Origin of the sequence: Hyphomicrobium sp. (assembly GCF_041659645.1) — a bacterium.
Classification (GTDB): domain Bacteria; phylum Pseudomonadota; class Alphaproteobacteria; order Rhizobiales; family Hyphomicrobiaceae; genus Hyphomicrobium_B.
Genome location: NZ_JBAZXX010000002.1, coordinates 55633 through 73809, shown reverse-complemented (window position 1 = coordinate 73809; position 18177 = coordinate 55633). Strand labels below are relative to the sequence as shown.

Annotated in this window: 14 protein-coding genes; 6 read left to right on the top strand and 8 right to left on the bottom strand. The window is 60.4% G+C overall.

What is annotated here, in order from left to right:
- Positions 1 to 19: 19 nt before the first annotated feature.
- Complete coding sequence (locus WC811_RS05580) at positions 20 to 1405, top strand: ethanolamine ammonia-lyase subunit EutB (protein ID WP_372641878.1); 1386 nt, start codon at positions 20 to 22, stop codon at positions 1403 to 1405.
- Complete coding sequence (eutC, locus tag WC811_RS05575) at positions 1402 to 2184, top strand: ethanolamine ammonia-lyase subunit EutC (RefSeq protein WP_372641876.1); 783 nt, start codon at positions 1402 to 1404, stop codon at positions 2182 to 2184. The genes WC811_RS05580 and eutC overlap by 4 nt, the downstream gene beginning before the upstream one ends.
- Before the next feature lie 153 nt (positions 2185 to 2337).
- Here eutC and WC811_RS05570 read toward each other — a convergent pair whose 3' ends face one another.
- Entirely contained in the window at positions 2338 to 3105 is a 768-nt protein-coding gene (locus tag WC811_RS05570; protein ID WP_372641874.1) for an SDR family NAD(P)-dependent oxidoreductase, read from the bottom strand.
- A 115-nt stretch (positions 3106 to 3220) separates the two neighbouring features.
- Complete coding sequence (locus WC811_RS05565; protein WP_372641872.1) at positions 3221 to 4435, bottom strand: PQQ-dependent sugar dehydrogenase; 1215 nt, start codon at positions 4433 to 4435, stop codon at positions 3221 to 3223.
- A 339-nt stretch (positions 4436 to 4774) separates the two neighbouring features.
- Between WC811_RS05565 and WC811_RS05560 the strand changes: the two genes are divergently transcribed.
- Entirely contained in the window at positions 4775 to 6952 is a 2178-nt protein-coding gene (locus WC811_RS05560; protein ID WP_372641870.1) for a CHASE2 domain-containing protein, read from the top strand.
- 30 nt (positions 6953 to 6982) lie between these two features.
- Here WC811_RS05560 and WC811_RS05555 read toward each other — a convergent pair whose 3' ends face one another.
- Positions 6983 to 7978 carry a FecR domain-containing protein gene (locus WC811_RS05555; protein WP_372641868.1) on the bottom strand — a complete coding sequence of 332 codons (996 nt, stop codon included), beginning with the start codon at positions 7976 to 7978 and terminating at the stop codon, positions 6983 to 6985.
- Positions 7979 to 8202: 224 nt separating this feature from the next.
- Between WC811_RS05555 and WC811_RS05550 the strand changes: the two genes are divergently transcribed.
- The 3 genes from WC811_RS05550 to WC811_RS05540 all read left to right on the top strand — a co-directional run bounded on the left by WC811_RS05550 (position 8203) and on the right by WC811_RS05540 (position 11538).
- Complete coding sequence (locus WC811_RS05550) at positions 8203 to 8583, top strand: hypothetical protein (protein ID WP_372641866.1); 381 nt, start codon at positions 8203 to 8205, stop codon at positions 8581 to 8583.
- A 157-nt stretch (positions 8584 to 8740) separates the two neighbouring features.
- On the top strand, positions 8741 to 9712 hold the full coding sequence (locus tag WC811_RS05545; protein ID WP_372641864.1) for a hypothetical protein: 972 nt from the start codon (positions 8741 to 8743) through the stop codon (positions 9710 to 9712).
- Between the two features lie 62 nt (positions 9713 to 9774).
- A complete protein-coding gene (locus tag WC811_RS05540) occupies positions 9775 to 11538 on the top strand; it encodes a c-type cytochrome (RefSeq protein ID WP_372641862.1) in 1764 nt (587 codons plus the stop codon).
- A gap of 102 nt (positions 11539 to 11640) precedes the next feature.
- Here the strand turns inward: WC811_RS05540 and WC811_RS05535 are convergent, their stop codons facing one another.
- The 5 genes from WC811_RS05535 to WC811_RS05515 all read right to left on the bottom strand — a co-directional run bounded on the left by WC811_RS05535 (position 11641) and on the right by WC811_RS05515 (position 18177).
- Positions 11641 to 12012, bottom strand: a complete 372-nt coding sequence (locus tag WC811_RS05535; protein ID WP_372641860.1) for a tRNA-binding protein — start codon at positions 12010 to 12012, stop codon at positions 11641 to 11643.
- Positions 12013 to 12070: 58 nt separating this feature from the next.
- A complete protein-coding gene (locus WC811_RS05530) occupies positions 12071 to 13054 on the bottom strand; it encodes an MDR family oxidoreductase (RefSeq protein ID WP_372641858.1) in 984 nt (327 codons plus the stop codon).
- Positions 13055 to 13192: 138 nt separating this feature from the next.
- On the bottom strand, positions 13193 to 15544 hold the full coding sequence (locus WC811_RS05525) for a DUF1989 domain-containing protein (protein WP_372641856.1): 2352 nt from the start codon (positions 15542 to 15544) through the stop codon (positions 13193 to 13195).
- 85 nt (positions 15545 to 15629) lie between these two features.
- Complete coding sequence (locus WC811_RS05520; RefSeq protein ID WP_372641854.1) at positions 15630 to 16994, bottom strand: NAD(P)-binding domain-containing protein; 1365 nt, start codon at positions 16992 to 16994, stop codon at positions 15630 to 15632.
- 55 nt (positions 16995 to 17049) lie between these two features.
- Positions 17050 to 18177 (bottom strand): aminomethyltransferase family protein, encoded by a 1128-nt coding sequence (locus WC811_RS05515; protein WP_372641852.1) that lies wholly within the window; start codon positions 18175 to 18177, stop codon positions 17050 to 17052.

The window sequence follows — 18177 nt, the reverse complement described above, 5'->3', positions numbered from 1 at the left end:
CAAGATCTGGAGACAAGCCATGTATCGGGTGCACGCAGGCGGAACGACCTACACGTTCTCCTCCTTGAAAGAGCTTTTGGCGAAGGCGACGCCGCCACGCTCGGGGGACGTGCTAGCGGGCGTCGCGGCGAAATCGGCTGCTGAGAACGTCGCCGCGAAAATGGCCCTTGCGGATGTGCCGCTGAAGCAGTTTCTGAACGAAGCCATCATCCCCTACGAACAGGACGACGTAACCCGACTCATCATCGACACCCACGACGCGGCGGCTTTTGCGTCCATTTCGCATATGACGGTCGGCGAGTTCCGCGACTGGCTCTTGTCGGAGAAGGCGACGCCCGAGAAAGTCTCGGCCATCGGTCCCGGGTTGACGCCCGAGATGGTCGCGGCGGTTTCGAAGATCATGCGCAATCAGGATCTCGTGCTTGGCGCCAAGAAGGCGCATGTCGTCACCAAGTTCCGCGACACTATCGGATTGCCGGGCCGCATGTCTGTGCGCCTGCAACCCAATCATCCGACTGACGACATGAAGGGCATCGCCGCGTCCATGGTCGATGGCTTGATGTACGGCAGTGGCGATGCCGTCATCGGCATCAACCCCGCGAGCGACAATCTCACGGCGATTACCGATCTCCTGGTGATGATGGACGACGTCATTCGCCGTTTCGAAATCCCGACTCAGAGCTGCGTCCTGACGCATGTCACGACGAGTATAGACGCCATCTCCAAGGGCGCGCCCGTTGACCTCGTGTTTCAGTCGATCGGCGGCACGGAAGGCGTCAACTCGTCGTTCGGCGTGACGCTCGCGCACCTGAAGGAAGGGCACGAAGCCGCTCTCAGCCTGAAGCGCGGAACGGTCGGCGACAACTGCATGTATTTCGAAACGGGGCAGGGATCGGCGCTGTCCGCCGATGCACATCACGGCTGCGATCAGCAGACAATTGAAACGCGGGCCTATGCCGTCGCCCGCCAGTTCAAGCCGCTGCTCGTCAATACCGTCGTCGGTTTCATCGGCCCGGAATATCTCTACAACGGCAAGGAGATCATTCGCGCCGGTCTTGAGGACCACTTCTGCGGCAAGCTTCTCGGCCTGCCGATGGGCTGCGATATCTGCTACACGAACCACGCCGAAGCCGATCAGGACGACATGGACATCCTGCTGATGATGCTTGGCGCCGCTGGCGTCAACTTCATCATGGGCATCCCCGGCGCCGACGACATTATGCTGAATTACCAGTCAACTTCGTTCCACGATGCGCTTTACGTCCGCGAGGCGCTGGGATTGAAGCACGCGCCCGAGTTCGAGGCTTGGCTCGCGAAAATCGGCGTCACGGATTCGACCGGGCACCTCGCTCCGCATGGCCCCGGCAATCCGATCCTGACACACGCCCGGGGGTTGGCAGCGTGACAACGTCCGAAGATCCCTGGGTAAATCTCAAACGGTTCACCGACGCACGCATCGGCCTCGGCCGTTCGGGTTCCGCCATGCCGACGCGCGAAGTTTTAAATTTCGCCTTATCGCACGCGATGGCGCGAGACGCCGTCACGACGCCGATCGACTGGACGCCAATTGAAAAAGGTCTTTCCGGTCTCGGTCTTTCCACTCTCAGGATATCGAGCGCAACGAGCGATCGCTCGGAATATCTGCGCCGCCCCGATCTTGGCCGGAAGCTTTCGGATGCGTCCCGCGAGGCGCTGGTTCGCGCGTCCGAAATGGAAGCCGCCAAGCCCGATCTCGTCGTGCTTGTCGGCGACGGGCTTTCCTCGATGGGCGTTGCCGTCAATACCGTACCGTTTCTGAATGCGTTCCTGCCCTATGCCGCGCAGGGCGGCTGGACCTTGTCGCCGGTCCTGCTCGCCGACGATGCCCGCGTGGCGCTGGGAGATGAAGCCGGTGAAATTCTCGCCGGCAAGGCCGTTCTAATGCTGATCGGCGAGCGCCCCGGCCTATCATCCCCCGATAGCCTCGGCATCTACCTCACGCTGTCGCCGCGCGTCGGCCTCAAGGACGCCGACCGCAACTGCATTTCAAACATTCGCCAGCGCGGGCTGTCTTACGAAGAGGGCGCTTTCAAAGCTGCGTGGCTCCTGCGCGAAGCCTTCCGTCGCGGATTGACGGGCGTCAGCCTGAAAGACGAATCCCAGTTCCTGATCGAAGGCCAGAAAGGCCCCGAGCTGATCGGGTAGCTTATCATCGTCATCCTCGGCCGAACGCGCAGCCGGCGCGTCGATGGCCGGGCCCAGCGTGAAACTCGCCGAAAGCACGCGTCTTCGACTAGTCTTGCGCTGGATTCCCGAACGCGATCGCTGTGCTCACGCGTTCGAGAATGACGCGAAGCCTCAAACCGCCGTAAAGCAGTTGTCGACGAAGATGGATGCGCCGTTGACGAAGCTCGCTTCATCACTCGCCAGAAACAGCGCCGCCTGTGCTACTTCTTCCGGTTTGCAAAGGCGGCCCTGCTGAACCGAAAGCGCGGCCTCGGAGGCGTCCACGCCGAGCTTTTGAAGCTCGGCGACTTCCCGTAGCCCGTGCGGCGTCGCAACGAACCCAGGGGCGACGGCGTTGCAGCGAATGCCCTTGTCGCGATACTCGACCGCGATCGAGCGGGCGAACATGTGGCAGGCGGCTTTCGACGTATTGTAGGCCGTCTCGAGCGGCGTCGCGGCAATGGCCGAGATCGACGAAGTGCACACGATGGAGCCGCCGCCGATCTCGATCATGCCGGGCAGCACGGCCTTCGTCATGAGGAACATGCTGGTCACGTTGATTCCCATCAGCCATTCCCATTCTTTCAGCGTCATCTCGAGGAACGGCTTGATGATGATCGTGCCGGCATGATTGAAGAGCACGTTCGCTTGGCCAAGGGCGGATGTAACCTTCGCGACCGCGTCGTTGACCTGGCCTTCGTCCGCAACATCGGCGGCGAAAAAAACGGCCTTGCCGCCCTTGCCGTTGATCTCGTCGACAACGGCTTGCCCTTCTTTTTCCCGGCGGTCGATAACGCCGACCGCAGCGCCTTCGGCCGCAAACAGAAGCGACGATGCTCCGCCCATGCCGGTCGATCCGCCTGAAATGATCGCAATCTTGCCCTTGAGCCGGTCCGCCATTTTTGCACTCCTTATCGTAGCCGTTTGGCGGGATGGTGTAACAGAAACGGGCCGGATCGTTTGATCCGGCCCGCATGATTTCTTGACATCTGATGAGGTGCCGCGCCCTTCGGGCCTATTGCGGCGATTTCGCTCTGGCGACCTGGTCGGTCAACGGTTCGATCCGGTAAAGTGCCGCCTCGCTGTTGTCTTGCAACAGGTAAACGTAGCCGTCGGGCGCGACGGCGACATCGCGGATGCGCCCGATCGTATGATGCAGATAGCGCTCTTCTTTCACGACGTGGCCCGAGTCCATACGCAACCGGATCAGAGCTTCGCCGGCCAGCGAGCCGACAAGGAAATCACCCCTCCAGTCGTCCGGCATGACATTGCCATAGTAGGAAACGAGGCTGCCGGTTGCGAGCGAGGGCACCCAATAATGAACTGGGTCGACAAGGTCCGGCGCCGACGTTTTATCGGAGATGATAGTGCCATCGTAGTTGGTGCCGTAGGTGACGAGTGGCCAGCCGTAGTTGCTGCCCGCGGTAACGAGGTTGAGTTCGTCCCCACCTTTCGGTCCCTGTTCGACCGCCCATAGCTGGCCATCGCCGACGTTGCCGATCAGACCCTGCGGATTGCGGTGGCCGTAGCTGAAGATTTCCGGAAGGGCATCGCTTCGACCGACGAATGGATTGTCGTCCGGGATCGATCCATCGGTGTTGATTCGGATGATCTTGCCGCCGTCATCGAGCAGGTTTTGCGCGCGCTCCATCTGGAAGCGGTCGCCGATCGTGAGATACAGCGCGTGATCAGGTCCGAAGGCAAGGCGGCCGCCGATCTGATCGAGGCCATTGGCGGCCGGACGGCTTTCGAAAATAACGCGCTTATCGATAAGCTCGTTGCCCTCCAGAACGGCGCTCGAAATTCGAATCGTTCCAGCTTCTGGCGTGCCGTGCATATAGCTCAGGAATATCCGGTGATTATCCGAGAAATGCGGATCGACCAGAACATCGAGCAATCCCGAATGGCTGCAGCACAGAACGCTCGGCACGCCGGATACAGGCTCCGGCTGCAACTGATCGCCGATGATGACGCGCAAACGGCCGGGCCGCTCGGTGACGAGGATGCGACCGTCCGGCAGGAATGCCAGGGACCACGGGCTTTCAAGCTTGTCGGCTACCTTGCGCAATTCATAGGGAAAATCACTATCGGGAACATCGCGGGGATCTTCGGGAGGCTGGGCTGTATCGAGGTGCGGCTCGTCCGAACCGATCTCCGCGCGGCTGACGTCCGGCGTGCCCAGAAGACAGGCGGCGAACATCGCGGTCGCGAAACCCGATCGAATGCTCAAGCTCCTCCCAAGCGATAAAATTCTATTTTCCAATTTGCCCCAATCCCTCGATGCCCGGCGCCGCGGCCGAATTTGTGATATAAATAAGACTATGCAGAATATTGGCGCGAGCAAGCCCAAAAAATGAACGTTCGCTCACCTGCTTGGCTTAGGTGAGTTCGTGTATCTTGTGTGCTTGCTAACCTGCCCTACTACAAGCCGGCAGGCCTTAAAGTTCCTCGATCGCAGAGGTAGGCATGTAGGGAAGAGTGCCGCGCCTTGGGCTGTGTCCGAGTGCGTCCGGTCCGACGCTTCCGCCCGGAGGCCGTCGCTAACGTCCAGTGGCGGATCATCCTATTCATGAATGCCGGACCGAAACGTCTCCAGCTTGCTCTTCTCATCGCCGCGGCGCTGTTGGCTAGTTGCGTCGCGCTCCGCATTGCCGACCCCGAGCCCGTCGCCCGCCTCAGGCTGTCGGTCTTCGATTCCTTCCTGCGAAGTGCCCCGCGCGCTGTCGACCCGTCGTTTCCGGTGCGGATCGTCGCCATCGATGAAGCGTCATTGGCGCGCGTCGGCCAATGGCCCTGGCCGCGCGATCGGCTCGCCGAGATCGTAAAAAAGCTGGTAGCCGCCGGGGCCGCATCGATCACCTTCGACATGGTCTTCGCCGAACCGGACCGGCTGTCGCCCGACGAACTGGCGCGATCCTTGGCGGGTCGTCCGGGGCAGTCGACTCTCGCCGCGGAGCTTGCCACGCTCCCATCGAACGACGCCCAATTTGCAGCAGCCATCGCTGCCGCGCCGGTGGCCCTCGGAGTGGCGGGAAGCGAAAGCGGAGCCCATGAGGTTGCACGGTATCCCGGCGCCATCTCCTTCGCAGGCGACGACCCCGCCGGTTTCGTCCACGCCTTTGCGCGCGGGGTCGAGAATATACCGGCGTTGACGAAGTCCGCGCATGGCATAGGCGCCGTCAACTGGTTGCCCGAAAGCGATCAGGTCGTTCGGCGCATCCCGCTCGTCGTGTCGGTGGCGGGAGTGCTTTATCCGTCGCTCGCGCTCGAAGCCTTTCGCGTCGGAACCGGGCAATCGACAATTTTTATCAAGTCGTCGGGAGGCAGCGGTCTCTCGGCTTTCGGGCAGAAGACGGGCATCGAAAGCATTCGTGTCGGCGAGACGATCCTGCCGTCGGACGGTCACGGCGAGCTTTGGCTCAAGTTCGCGCGCAGCGATCCCCGCCGCACGATCTCTGCCCTGAGCGTGCTTGATGGCACCTTCGACGCAGCTGAAATCAAATCGCGTCACGTCATTATTGGCGCGACGGCGACGGGCTTGCTCGATTTGAGAGCGACGCCGCTCGAAGCCGCCGTCCCAGGCGTCGAAGTTCATGCGCAAGCTTTGGAACAAATCCTTGCAGGCGTTCATCTCGTGCGGCCCGCCTACGCAGCCGGCGCCGAGATCGCGTTCCTCTTGGCGGTCGGAGCACTCGTCGCGTGGCTGATTGGACGCTCAGGCGCTCTTGTTGCTGCAGGCGTTGGCTTGGCGGCGATCGCGCTGGTCGTCGCCGGTTCCTGGTTTGCGTACAGAGAGAGCGGCCTGCTGTTCGATCCTGTTTACCCATCGCTCTCGATCGCGTTGCTCTATCTCGGTGTTTCGCTGACGAGTTATCTGAAGTCCGAAATCGAACGTGCCGAGATCCGCTCGGCGTTCGGCCATTACGTCTCTGCACCCCTTGTCGAGGAACTCGCGCGAAATCGCGATAAGCTGAAGCTCGGCGGTGAAATGCGCGAGGTCACGCTGCTGTTCGCCGACGTCCGCGGCTTCTCGAAAATCTCGGAAGGCATGCGCGCCGAAGAGCTGATTGGCTTCGTCAACCGCCTGTTCACGCCTTTGACGGATGAGATCCTCAACCATCGCGGTACGATCGACAAGTTCATGGGCGATGCCGTGATGGCGTTCTGGAACGCGCCGCTTCCTGATCCCGCGCACGCTGCCAACGCCTGCCGCACCGCTCTTGCAATGCTCGACGCCCTCGCGCGTCTCAACGCGGTGCTTGAGGCCGAAAGCCGGACTGCGGGAAAATCCTGTATCCCGGTTCGCATGGGCATCGGCTTGAACACCGGCGAATGCGTCGTCGGCAACGTCGGCTCGCCGCAGCGTTTTGATTATTCCGTCCTTGGCGATGTCGTGAACGTCGCCGCGCGCTTCGAGGAAGCAACGAAGACATATTCCGCCGACGTCATCGTCGGTGAGCGGACTGCGGCCGAAGCCCCGGAATTCGCGATGCTTGAGCTTGGCACCGTAACGCCGCGCGGCAAGGACCGCCCCGAAATTATTCTTGCGCTTCTGGGCGATGAAACATACGCGGCGCAGGAGCATTTTCGTGGCTGGGAAAAAGCGCACGCGGCGTTCCTTTCGGCGCGCAACGAGCACGATATCGGCCGGATCGAGCAGGCGATTGGCGATTGCCTCCGCTTCGCGACGGGCGGCATGGCCGACTATTATCGCAAGAGCGCCGTCGGATTGACATCGCGCACCTGACGCGCCAGGCGCACGATGTCGGAATTCAGATCAACGCGCACGACCGCCGCCATAGCCCCCACCATCGCCGCCACGATGGCCGCCGCCTCCGAAACCGCCCATGCCCCCACCGATGGCGATGCCCATTCCGGTCACGCAGCCCGGGCAGTCGTCGCCGTAGCCACCGTCGCCGCTCTTGGGCTTACGTGTCGCGACCTTCTTCTTCTGCGGCGTCTTTTTCGGCGCCTGGGCTTTCTTCATCTTGACTGGCGGCTGCGGTATGATCTGCGGATGCGGATTGATGCAGTCCTTGCTCGGCTCGTCCGTGAAATTCGCTTCGATGATCTGCGTCCGCGTCAAAAGCGGATTGGGATCGATCGTCGGCGTGTTGATTACGAACGGAAACGCGGTATCGAACGCCACCGCCGCATTGTCGGGAAGCTTCGACCAATTGAACGGCCCCGTGACGGACCCATCCTTTTCGATGCGCATCATCTGTCCCGGCCGGTCGAGAACGCGGCAGACGTTCTTCTTGCCGGTCGCTTCAAGCGCGCCTTCGTGCAACAACACCCACACCGATTTGTCGGGCAGCACGTAAACGTCGAAAATGGTTCCGCGAACGGTGATTGAAGCGTTCGGCGTGTTGATCACATACGTCGATTTCGTCGCCACGCCAGTGATAAAGCGAAATGCGCCCTTCGCCATCTCCATGACGATTGAACCGGCTTTCTTGTCGCTGTCATAGACGAACTTATCGAGCATGAGCCGAGAGCCGGGGCCGAGCGCGAGTTTCGTGTCATCGTCGAGCTTGAACTCCCCCTGCGCGTCGGTATTGACCTCGATGATGTCGTCCTGGCGGACGTTGTCTCCGCGCGCGAGCTTGCGTTCCTCCTTGGCGAAATCCGCCATGACGATATTGGTGATCACGACCGCATCGCCGATGCGATCACCCGACGCCGCCAATGATGGACCGGAGAGGGCGGAGAGTAAGGCTCCGCTCGTAGTCGCAAGAGCTAAGGCGAACGTCGGCAGAGAAGATTGCGGCATGTCACGGCTCCAGATGTCCGAAACGCTATGCGCATATAGAATACCACAGTTGCGCGTCATAGGCTCGTCTAGCGGAAACGTCGGCCGGTCGCTGTGCCGAGCGTGACACTCGGACCTCCGCCGCGCGCGGCGAGGCGCCTTTTTGGCGATGGATTCGAGATAGTTGATGGACTATAACGACGGGCGGTGGCGGGAAGATCTGAACGCGGTTATCGGAGGAACGTATGCACATCGACGTGCAGGATCTTACGGAATTCGACATCGAAAGCGATGGCCGCAGCGTAACTCTGCATGTCGTTGATACGAAGGGCTCCCCCGTCGAACTCAATCTTCAGGTCGCACAGCTCGGCATGCTGGCCATGACCCTGCCGAACCTCATCGACGCCGCGATCCGCCGCCAGTACGGAGATTCCGGATGCCGTTTCACGTATCCGCTGGAATCCCGGGTGGTCGAGCAGTCCATCGATCCGTCCCTTGTGATCCTGACGCTTCGGACGACCGATGGCTTCGGCGTCAGTTTCTCATTGCCGCGCAAGAAGGCCGATGAACTCTCCGAATCGATTGCGATCGCCGTTGAAAAAGAAATCGAATTGATCACGCACTGATGGATCTTCGCGTTGTGTCTCGCGTTGAGCAAAGGCCGCGCCCGAATATGATACGTTTTCGTCCTTCATACGCTCATTATATGTCGTGTATAATTTAAAATATACTTCAAAAAAGTGCGGTTCCGAATGGGACCCCATGGCGGCAACGGGAGGAACCATGATGAAGTCGAAACATAAGGGCTGGGCAACGGCAATTGCTGTTGGCTGCGCGCTCGCGTTCGCCACCCAGGCGACGGCAGACGAACTGAAGCCGATCGAGATTCCGGGCGATCAAGCCTATCCGGAGAGCATGTCGGCGGCGTCCGACGGCACGATTTACATCAGCAGCGTCGGGTCAGGCGGTGTCGCGCGCGTCAAGCCCGGCGCATCGAAAGCCGAGATGTGGATCAAGCCCGGCGCTTTCGATACGCGCAACACGTTTGGCGTTCTGGTGGATGAGAAAACCAATACTTTGTGGGTGTGTTCGAACGACATATCCGGCATGGGTATTCCCGGTCCGAGTTCCGTTCCCGGCGCTCACCTGAAAGGCTTCGATCTCGCCACGGGTGAAGGAAAATTCAGCGCGGCGTTTCCGGGCAACGCTCATGTCTGCAACGACATGGTGATCGCTCCCGACGGAACGACGTACGTGACCAACACGGCAGCACCTCAAATTCTGCGCTTGAAGCCGGGCGCCAAGGACCTCGAGATCTGGTTCGAAAATGATTTGCTCGCACCCAAGAATGGCGCTGGCCTCGACGGCATTGCGCTCGGCGACGACGGCAATCTTTACGTCAATACCTACGGCGGCAACGAGTTCATCCGGATCACGTTGAAGGATGGCGTGCCCGGCGCCGTCACGAAGCTTGAAACGTCGAGACCTATTAAGTACCCCGACGCCCTGCGTCAGCTTACCGGCAATACATTCTTGATGGCCGAAGGCGGCGGTACGGTCGATCGCGTGACGGTGAATGGTGATAAAGTCGATATCGAATCCTTGAAGGATGGCCTTAACGGTCCGACATCCGTTGCGAAGGTGGGTAATACGATTTGGGTCGGCGAGGGGCAACTTGGCCACCTTTTCGCTGCCAAGCAAAGCGGACCGCCCACGCTTCCCTTCCAAGCCGTGCCGATATCTCTCGGCAACTGAATTGGGTTTCGGGGTCCTTGTATGGACCCCGACTCCGAAGTCCGACTTCCAGGAGAATGATCATGCAACTTGCTGCAACGATGCGCACGCTGGCGTCCGCGGCACCGCTAGCACTTACGCTCGCGTTTGTGACGCAATTCACCGGAGCGACATCATCGCTTGCTGCCGAATGTCCAGGAGACAACGGCGGCCTAAGTTTGCCCAAAGGCTTCTGCGCTACGATTTTCGCGGACAAAATCGGTCACGCCCGGCAGATGGCGGTCGCGCCGGACGGCACCGTCTACGTCAATACGTGGAGCGGCGTTTACTACAAGAACAACGATCTGCCCGCTGGCGGTTTCGTTGTCGCCCTGAAAGATACGAAGGGCGCCGGAATAGCCGACGTCGTCAAACGCTTCGGCGAGACGCCGGCCGAGGGCGGCAAAGGCGGCACCGGCATCTATCTCTACAAGAATTTCGTCTACGCCGAGATCAACGACCGCATCGTGCGTTATCCGTTGAAGGCTGGCGAGATCGCGCCCGAAGGGAAGGGCGAGACGGTGCTGTCTGGTATCCCGATCACCGGCGACCACCCGATGCATCCTTTCATAATCGACACGATTGGCAATCTATTCGTCAGCATGGGTTCGGCTACCAACACCTGCGAAATCAAGAACCGCATGCCGCATTCGAAAGGCAATGACCCTTGCGTCGAGCAAGAGACGCGCGCGGGTGTCTGGAAATACGACGCCAACAAGCTCGATCAGAAATTTTCTGCCGCTGAGCGCTACGCGACAGGCATCCGTAACGGCGAAGGCTTCGACTTCGATACGGCGGGCAAGCTCTACCTGACCCAGCACGGCCGCGATCAGTTGCACGAGGATTGGCCCGAGCAATACACCGCCCAGCAGGGCTTCGACCTCCCGGCGGAAGAAGTCGTCGAACTGAAAGCCGGCGGTGATTACGGCTGGCCGCACTGTTATTACGATGGCATGCAGCAAAAGCTCGTTCTCGCGCCGGAATACGGCGGTGATGGCGGCAAGAAAATCGGCGTGTGCGGCGATAAGCTCGGCCCCGTCGCGATCTTCCCCGCGCATTGGGCGCCGAACGACATGAAGATCTACAAGGCAACCGCTTTCCCTGAGTCTTATCGCGGCGGCATGTTCATCGCCTTCCACGGCTCATGGAATCGCGCGCCGGGTCCGCAGGGTGGGTACAACGTCGTCTATCAGCCGTTCGCGGACGGCAAGACGACGGGCAAGTTTATCGTTTTCGCCGATGGCTTCGCCGGAACACACAAGGATCCCGGCAGCGCTCCGCATCGCCCATCTGGCCTTGCCGTCTCGTCGGACGGTTCGCTTTGCGTCTCGGACGACACCGCGGGCCGCATCTGGCGCATCACTTACGTCGGCGATCCGAACTCTAAAGAACTCGACGCCGCGCCCGAAGTTCAGGTCCAGGCATCGGGTGACAAAAACGTCCTGCCACCCGAAGGCGTCCATCCCGATGCCGGCGCGACGGCTGCGCTCCCCGTTCCTCCCGGTTCGACCGCAGACGAGGTCGCGCTCGGTAAGAAAATCTTCGACGGCGATGTGGCGGGCGCGACGTGCGCCGGATGTCACGGTGCGGGTGGCGTCGGTAGCCCCGTCGGTGCCGATCTGACCGCCGGAACTTGGCTGTGGAGCGATGGTAGCATCGCTGGGCTCACCAAGACGATCATGGAAGGCGTCGAGACGCCGAAGGCGCACGCAGGCGCGATGCCGCCGCTGGGTGGCGTTGACCTGACCCGCGACCAAGTGAAAGCCGTCGCCGCCTACGTCTGGGCCATCGGCCACGTGAAGAAATAATTGACGCTCGTCATCCTCGGCCGAGCGCGCCATTGGCGCGTCGACGGCCGGGGATCCAGCGTAAGACCCGCCGAAGGCGCAAATGAATTTGCGTTCAAACTCTTAGAAAAGTCGCGCGCCGTTTGGGACTTTGATGTCCGGCGCGAACATGACGACTTCGCCGTTCTCATCGGGAAAGCCAAGCGTCAGAACTTCCGACATGAACTTTCCGATTTGCCGCGGTGGAAAATTCACGACCGCCGCAACCTGTCGTCCAACGAGTGTGGCCCAATCGTAGTGCCGCGTGATCTGCGCGCTCGATTGCTTGACGCCGATGCCACCTCCGAAATCAATCCTGAGCTTCAGCGCGGGCTTCTTCGCTTCCGGGTACGGTTCCGCCGCGACGATGGTGCCGACGCGGATATCGACAGCGAGGAACTTATCGAAACTGATCGCCGGTGAGGGCGGAGCATTCGCGTCTTGCACCAGATGCATCTTGAATTCCTTAATTCGGTTTGCCGTCGAGCTTGCCGGTCAGAGGTATGATCGAAAATTATGCGGAAACGTCGACGACGAGACGGCCACGGATCTTGCCGGCGATCAGGTCGCGCGCCGCGTCGATGGCCTGTGATAGCGGGATCGTCCGCGTCATGCCGTCGAGCTTCGCGAAGTCGATTTCGCGTACAAGGCGTCCCCACGCTTCGACGCGGTCGGTAAGCGGACGGTAAACCGAATTGATGCCGACAAGGATCACGCCGCGCAGAATGAAAGGCGCGACGCTTGCTGGAAAATCGAGGCCTTGAGCAAGTCCGCATGCGGTGACGACGCCGTCGTCCTGCATTTGCGCGCAGACGTTCGCGAGCGTGTGGCTGCCGACGCTGTCGACCGCTCCTGCCCATCTCGCCTTCTGCAACGGTCGGCCCGCCGCCGAAAGCTCTTTGCGTTCGATGATCGCCTTCGCGCCAAGCCCTTTAAGGTAGTCGGCTTCTTCGGGGCGTCCCGTCGAAGCCGCAACGTCATAACCAAGATGCGACAGCAGAAGGACCGCAACCCCGCCGACGCCGCCGCCTGCGCCTGTCACGATGATCTCGCCTTTGCCGGGCGTGACGCCCTGCTTTTCGAGCGCCATGACGCATAGCATCGCCGTATAACCTGCAGTGCCGAGCGCCATCGCTCGCGCCGGGCTCATGCCTTCAGGAAGTGGGATCAGCCAATCGCCTTTGACGCGCGCATATTCCGCAAGGCCGCCCCAGTGGCCTTCGCCAACGCCGAAGCCGTTGAGCACCACCGCGTCGCCCGCCATGAAGCGCGGGTCCGTGCTCTCTTCGACGACGCCCGCGAAATCGACGCCGGGCACCATCGGGAACGAGCGCACGACCGGAACCTTGCCCGTGATCGCGAGACCATCCTTGTAGTTGAGCGTCGAATGGCTGATGCGAACCGTAACGTCGCCGTCGGGCAGCGCCGACTTATCGAGTTCCGCAACGCGAGGACCGGACCGTTCGCTGCTTCTTTCGATCAGGATCGCTTTGAACATCTGCGTCTCCGTCGCGGCTGCCGCATGGGGGGTCTGGCGCGTTTACCCCTCGGACACACCCGATGCAACACTGGCCGCAAACAAAAATCGCGGCCGAGAGGCTCCTCGGCCGCGATTTGCATGATAGTCATGCGCCGCTTACATCCGGACGCGCTCTTTCTTCGGGTCGTAGAACGGGAATGGCACAACTGTCCCCTTGAAACGCTTCTGCAATCCGTCGAGGCGTCCGATTTCCAGCGCTGTACCGTTTTCCGAATGTACGGCCTCGACGCGCGCGAATGCCAAGGTCTTTTTCAGTAGCGGCGACCGCATCGCACTCGTCACGATGCCAACCTGCGCCCTGCCGACGTAAACCGGATCTCCATGCGACGGCTTTTCGTTGCCGGCAATTTCGAGCCCGACGAGTTTGCGCATGGGATGGGCGCGGCGGTTCTCGATGGCCGCCTTGCCGATGTAGTCCTCTTCCTTCTTGGTCGGCACCGTGAAGCTGATGCCGGCTTCGAGTGGATCGGTCGTGGAATCGAAGTCGTGGCCGCCGAAAACGAGCCCCGCTTCGATACGCACCATATCGAGCGCGTCAAAGCCGAACGGTTGGATCTTGAACGGCGCGCCGGCCGTCATGATCGCATCCCACACGGCAGGCCCATCTTTCGGATGACAGAAGACCTCGAACCCAAGTTCGCCGGTATATCCCGTGCGAGACACGAGAACAGGAATGCCCGCAACGCCGCCTATACGTCCGACAGTGAAGCGGAAAACGCCGAGTTCTTGCATCGTCGGCCGGCCCGGCGGCGTCTCGATGATCTGCTGCAGGATCTCGCGCGACTTCGGCCCCTGAACGGCGACGTTGTTGAGTTCGGACGTTGCCGTCTTGAGTGTCACTTTATAGTTGGTCTTCGCCAGCTGCTCTTTCAGCCAGATGAGGCTCGCGTCATCGCCGCCGATCCAGCGGAAGTTGTTTTCGCCCAGTCGGAATAGCGTGCCGTCGTCGACCATGCCGCCGTGCTCGTAGCACATCGGCGTATAGTAGATCTGACCCACAGACAGTTTGCGAACGTCGCGTGTGATGATGCCTTGCAGGAACTGCTCGGAATCAGGCCCGAGCACTTCCATCTTCCGAAGCGGCGATAGATCCATGATGACGGCCCGCTCGCGGCACGCCCAATATTCTTCGATTGCACCCGCGTTCGCATAGCAATGCGGAACCCAGAAACCGCGATAGTCGCCGAAGTTACGGGTGAGAGCCGACGTGCGCGGGTGAAATCCCGATTCTCTTGTCAGCTGAAGTGGAGCATCCGATGCCATTCTGTATCCGATCGCGCGCTTGAACGGGGTATCCTTCGGGTAGACCCGAACGTGTATTTCAGTGAGATTCCAGCCGTTCGACGCATCGATATCGGCGGGGCAAGCAGAGGTGCCGCAGACGAGATCCGTCAGCGCGCGCATCATCACGTAGTCGCCGGGACGCGACCACGGCTCGTCGGACCATATGTTGTTATGGCTATCGACGTTGGTGTTGAAAAAGAAGTTGATCGCCGGCCAGCCTTTGTAGCTTCCGATCGGGTAGTCCTTCAGCGCATCGTTGAAATTGTCCGTGCAGTTCGGATGGCCGAAGTAGCCCATGTCCTCGTAGTAGCGCGTCGTGCAGGCGAGATTGAACGTGTCGTGCCGCCCAACTGTATCCTGAACGACTTCGACGAGCGGATTGCGATCCCTGTCGAAGAACTTGGAAAAGAGACCAGGTTTCGGATAGGCGGTGCCGATCATCGACCGCGTCGTGGTGGAATCGAGGCCAAGCACGTTGCCTTTATCGAGTTCCTTGCGGTTGAAAGCGAGGAAGTCCGAGCATTGCCGGCCCTGGACGTCGATGATCTGAATGTATTCTCCGGCGTGAACTTCGAAGCTCTCCGCACTCGCAATGTTGATACGGATGTCGAGGCGAGGTTCCGCGATCGGATCGGGAAGCTTCGCTTCGTTGAGAAGCTTCGGATTAGCACGCTGAATGAAAACAAGGACATCGGTCGCGGGCGTCTGGTCCCAGACAATCATCGGCTCAGCGGGCGCTCCGATAACGACGAGAACCGATTTCTCGGCCTGCAGCGAAACGACGTCGCCGGGAACGGAATCAGGGCCAAGCACGCGTGCGGCCTTCACCCGTCCGATATCGAGCCCGCGCCGGAAAAGCCCGAAGCGAACGCGCTGAGCGTCCTCGCTGTCGGCTTCGAGCGACTTCTGAATTCCTACGGGCTTGTCCTTGCCCTTGAGACCGAGTGCGCCGAGATCGCTCTTGCCGCCCGGCGCGAACGCCGCGATTTCGACGGTCTGCCCACCCTCCAGCGGAGTGATCTCGACTCGGTCGCCCTTATCGAGTTCGTATACGGCTGTGCCGCCGCCCTTCAAAACATAGCGCTCGACTCCGGGCTCCAGCGAAGACTGGCCCGGAACGAAAAGCTTGGGTCGTGCGGGGGACGTCAGAACACTGTCGCTCATGTTGTCCTCATCTCGCTGAAGCGATAGTGAACCGACGGTCAGAAAGCCATCGGTCCACGATCGGTTGTTGAAGTATCGAAGGCGGCTATTCTGCAGCCACCTTGGTTCCTGGCTGGTTGAGGAAGGCTTCCATGGAATCATCAGCCGCCTTCATCCAGGGGGTATGATGGATCGGCGCCTGCGTACCGGTCAGCACCGACTTATGCGAGCGGTCACGGTACGTCAGGATGTCTTCCATCTTGTGATGTTCCCACTCCTTGAACATCTTCGCGACGGCGTCGACATCGAGGCGGGGATAGTCGGTCGGCGCCAATAGATCGCGCATGTATTCCGTCTGGAAGTCGATCGCACCCTCGGCGTCCGGAATGGCCTCTTCCATTTCCGTCCACTTCTGGATGTCCTCGAACATATCCGATTTCGACGGCAATTTGATGCGGCCGAGAACGACATCGCGCGCATACCACGCCTGCGCGTCGAACATGTTGAATGTGTAGAACTGGTCCTGCATGCCGATGTACATCAGCTTCGGATTGTCGATCCAGAAAATGCCCTTGTAGAGATTCGGCGGATAGAGGCGGTTGCGCGATTTGAGGCGCAGCGAGTCATCCATGAACGGGTGATGATGCAGGTAGCCCGTGCACAGAACGATCGCGTCCACGTCTTTCGTCGTGCCGTCCTTGAAGAATGCGGTCTTGCCTTCGACCTTTTCAAGCAAAGGCACTTCGTCCATGCGTGCCGGCCATTTGAATCCCATCGCGCGTGTGCGGAACGAGAACGTGACGGACTTGGCACCGTACTTGTAGCACTGAATGCCGATGTCTTCCGACGAATAGCTGGCGCCCACGCAAAGAACATCTTTCCCAGCGAACTCGTCCGCCGAGCGGAAGTCATGCGAGTGCAGTGTGCGTCCGAGAAACTTTGTGAGGCCCGGAAATTCAGGAATGTTCGGCGTCGAGAAGTGGCCACTGCCGCAGAAGACGTAGTCGAATTCCGAAGACGTGAGCGTGTCGGCCACGAGGTCCTTGACCGTGACCGTGAACTTGCCCGTCTCGTCGTTATAGGTCACGCCGCGCACGGTGTGGCTCATCTTGATGTAGTGCATGATGCCGCTGCGCTCGATGCGGCCCTTGATGTAGTCGTGCAGCACAGCGCGCGGCGGGAACGATGGGATCGGCCGGCCGAAGTGTTCCTCGAATGAGTAGTCCGCGAATTCGAGCGCTTCTTTCGGGCCGTTCGACCAGAGATATCGATACATGCTGGCGTGAACGGGCTCGCCGAATTCATCCGTGCCAGTGCGCCAAGTGTAGTTCCAGATGCCGCCGCAGTCGGCCTGCCGCTCGTAGCAGACCATCTCGGGGATCTCCGCGCCGTTCTTCCGGGCGCTTTCGAATGCGCGCAAAACCGCCATGCCGCTCGGGCCGGCGCCGATAATCGCTATGCGTTCTGCCATTTCGTGTCCTTCCGACAATGTCCGTGTTTATGTTTCTGAATTGAGAAAAATGCGATCAGCTTCCGTCACGCGGGTGCGTGCGAAGCCGAAGCGGATCGTAGAACGGCATCTTCACCACGGTCGCTGCGAAATCACCCTTGTCGTGAATAACGAGCGGCGTCCCGAGCTTGGTGTAGGCCGGATCGATTTGCGCCATCGCCAGGGATTTCATGAGGTACTTGCTATAGGTCGTGCTGGTGACGACGCCGACGTCCTTGCCATCGGCGGTGATCTTCGCGCCAGGTTCGATGGCGCGGTCCGTGTCGACCTCGAGGCCCGTAACGAACGAGCGTTCCTTGCCCTTCTTCTCCGCGAGCGCCGCCTTGCCGATGAAATCCGGCTTCGACATATCGACGGTCCAGTCGGCCTTGACTTCCCAAGGCGTCGTGTCGCCGTGCGGCATCTCGTAGGGGAAGAACAGGAGACCGCCTTCGACCCGCACGATGTCGAGGCAAGCCCACGACACAGGTATGACGCCTTTGTCCTTGCCCGCTTCCAGGATGGAATCCCACATCTTGTGAGCGTCTTTGGCGGTGCAGAAAACTTCGTAGCCGCGCTCCGCCGAATAGCCGCCACGCGCAAGGCGAACGGGCGTACCGAAAAGCGTCGTCGCTCCGTGCTTGAAATAGCCGAGCTTGGCGAGGTCCATCGGCGTATGCGGCGCGAGAATCTCGAGCGACAGCGGCCCCTGGAACGCCAGGATATGCGTATCGTCGTCCTTCTCGACCTTGACGTCGTACTTGGGCGCGAGCGCGAAAATCGCCGCTTCGAGCGTCCCCGCCCCATGAGACAATCGATACTCGGTCGGGCTGTCGACGTAGATGAGAACGTCGTCGATCAAGCCGCCGTTCTCATCGACGATATTCGAAATATGCGAATCGCCGGGCTTGGCCTTCGACACGTCAGAGGTCAGCAGATGGTTCAGAAGCTTTGTGGCTTCTGGTCCGGAAACATTGATCATCTGCAGCGACGAGACGTCGAACAGTCCCGCGGTGTTTCGAACGGCGGCGACCTCGTCGTTCGGGTCGGTCTTGTAGGTCTGCGGCAACGGCATGTTGTTCCATGACACCGAATTGAGGTCGGCGCCGTTCGCCAGGTGGCGATCGTTCAGGATGGATTGCCGGGGCAGGTGGGCTAAGGACAT

Coding starts and splice junctions, on each gene's coding strand:
- WC811_RS05580 (WP_372641878.1), top strand. CDS start 20: ATGTATCGGGTGCACGCAGGCGGAACGACCTACACGTTCTCCTCCTTG.
- WC811_RS05570 (WP_372641874.1), bottom strand. CDS start 3,105: ATGGCGGACCGGCTCAAGGGCAAGATTGCGATCATTTCAGGCGGATCG.
- WC811_RS05560 (WP_372641870.1), top strand. CDS start 4,775: ATGAATGCCGGACCGAAACGTCTCCAGCTTGCTCTTCTCATCGCCGCG.
- WC811_RS05555 (WP_372641868.1), bottom strand. CDS start 7,978: ATGCCGCAATCTTCTCTGCCGACGTTCGCCTTAGCTCTTGCGACTACG.
- WC811_RS05550 (WP_372641866.1), top strand. CDS start 8,203: ATGCACATCGACGTGCAGGATCTTACGGAATTCGACATCGAAAGCGAT.
- WC811_RS05545 (WP_372641864.1), top strand. CDS start 8,741: ATGATGAAGTCGAAACATAAGGGCTGGGCAACGGCAATTGCTGTTGGC.
- WC811_RS05540 (WP_372641862.1), top strand. CDS start 9,775: ATGCAACTTGCTGCAACGATGCGCACGCTGGCGTCCGCGGCACCGCTA.
- WC811_RS05535 (WP_372641860.1), bottom strand. CDS start 12,012: ATGCATCTGGTGCAAGACGCGAATGCTCCGCCCTCACCGGCGATCAGT.
- WC811_RS05530 (WP_372641858.1), bottom strand. CDS start 13,054: ATGTTCAAAGCGATCCTGATCGAAAGAAGCAGCGAACGGTCCGGTCCT.
- WC811_RS05525 (WP_372641856.1), bottom strand. CDS start 15,544: ATGAGCGACAGTGTTCTGACGTCCCCCGCACGACCCAAGCTTTTCGTT.
- WC811_RS05520 (WP_372641854.1), bottom strand. CDS start 16,994: ATGGCAGAACGCATAGCGATTATCGGCGCCGGCCCGAGCGGCATGGCG.
- WC811_RS05515 (WP_372641852.1), bottom strand. CDS start 18,177: ATGTCCTTAGCCCACCTGCCCCGGCAATCCATCCTGAACGATCGCCAC.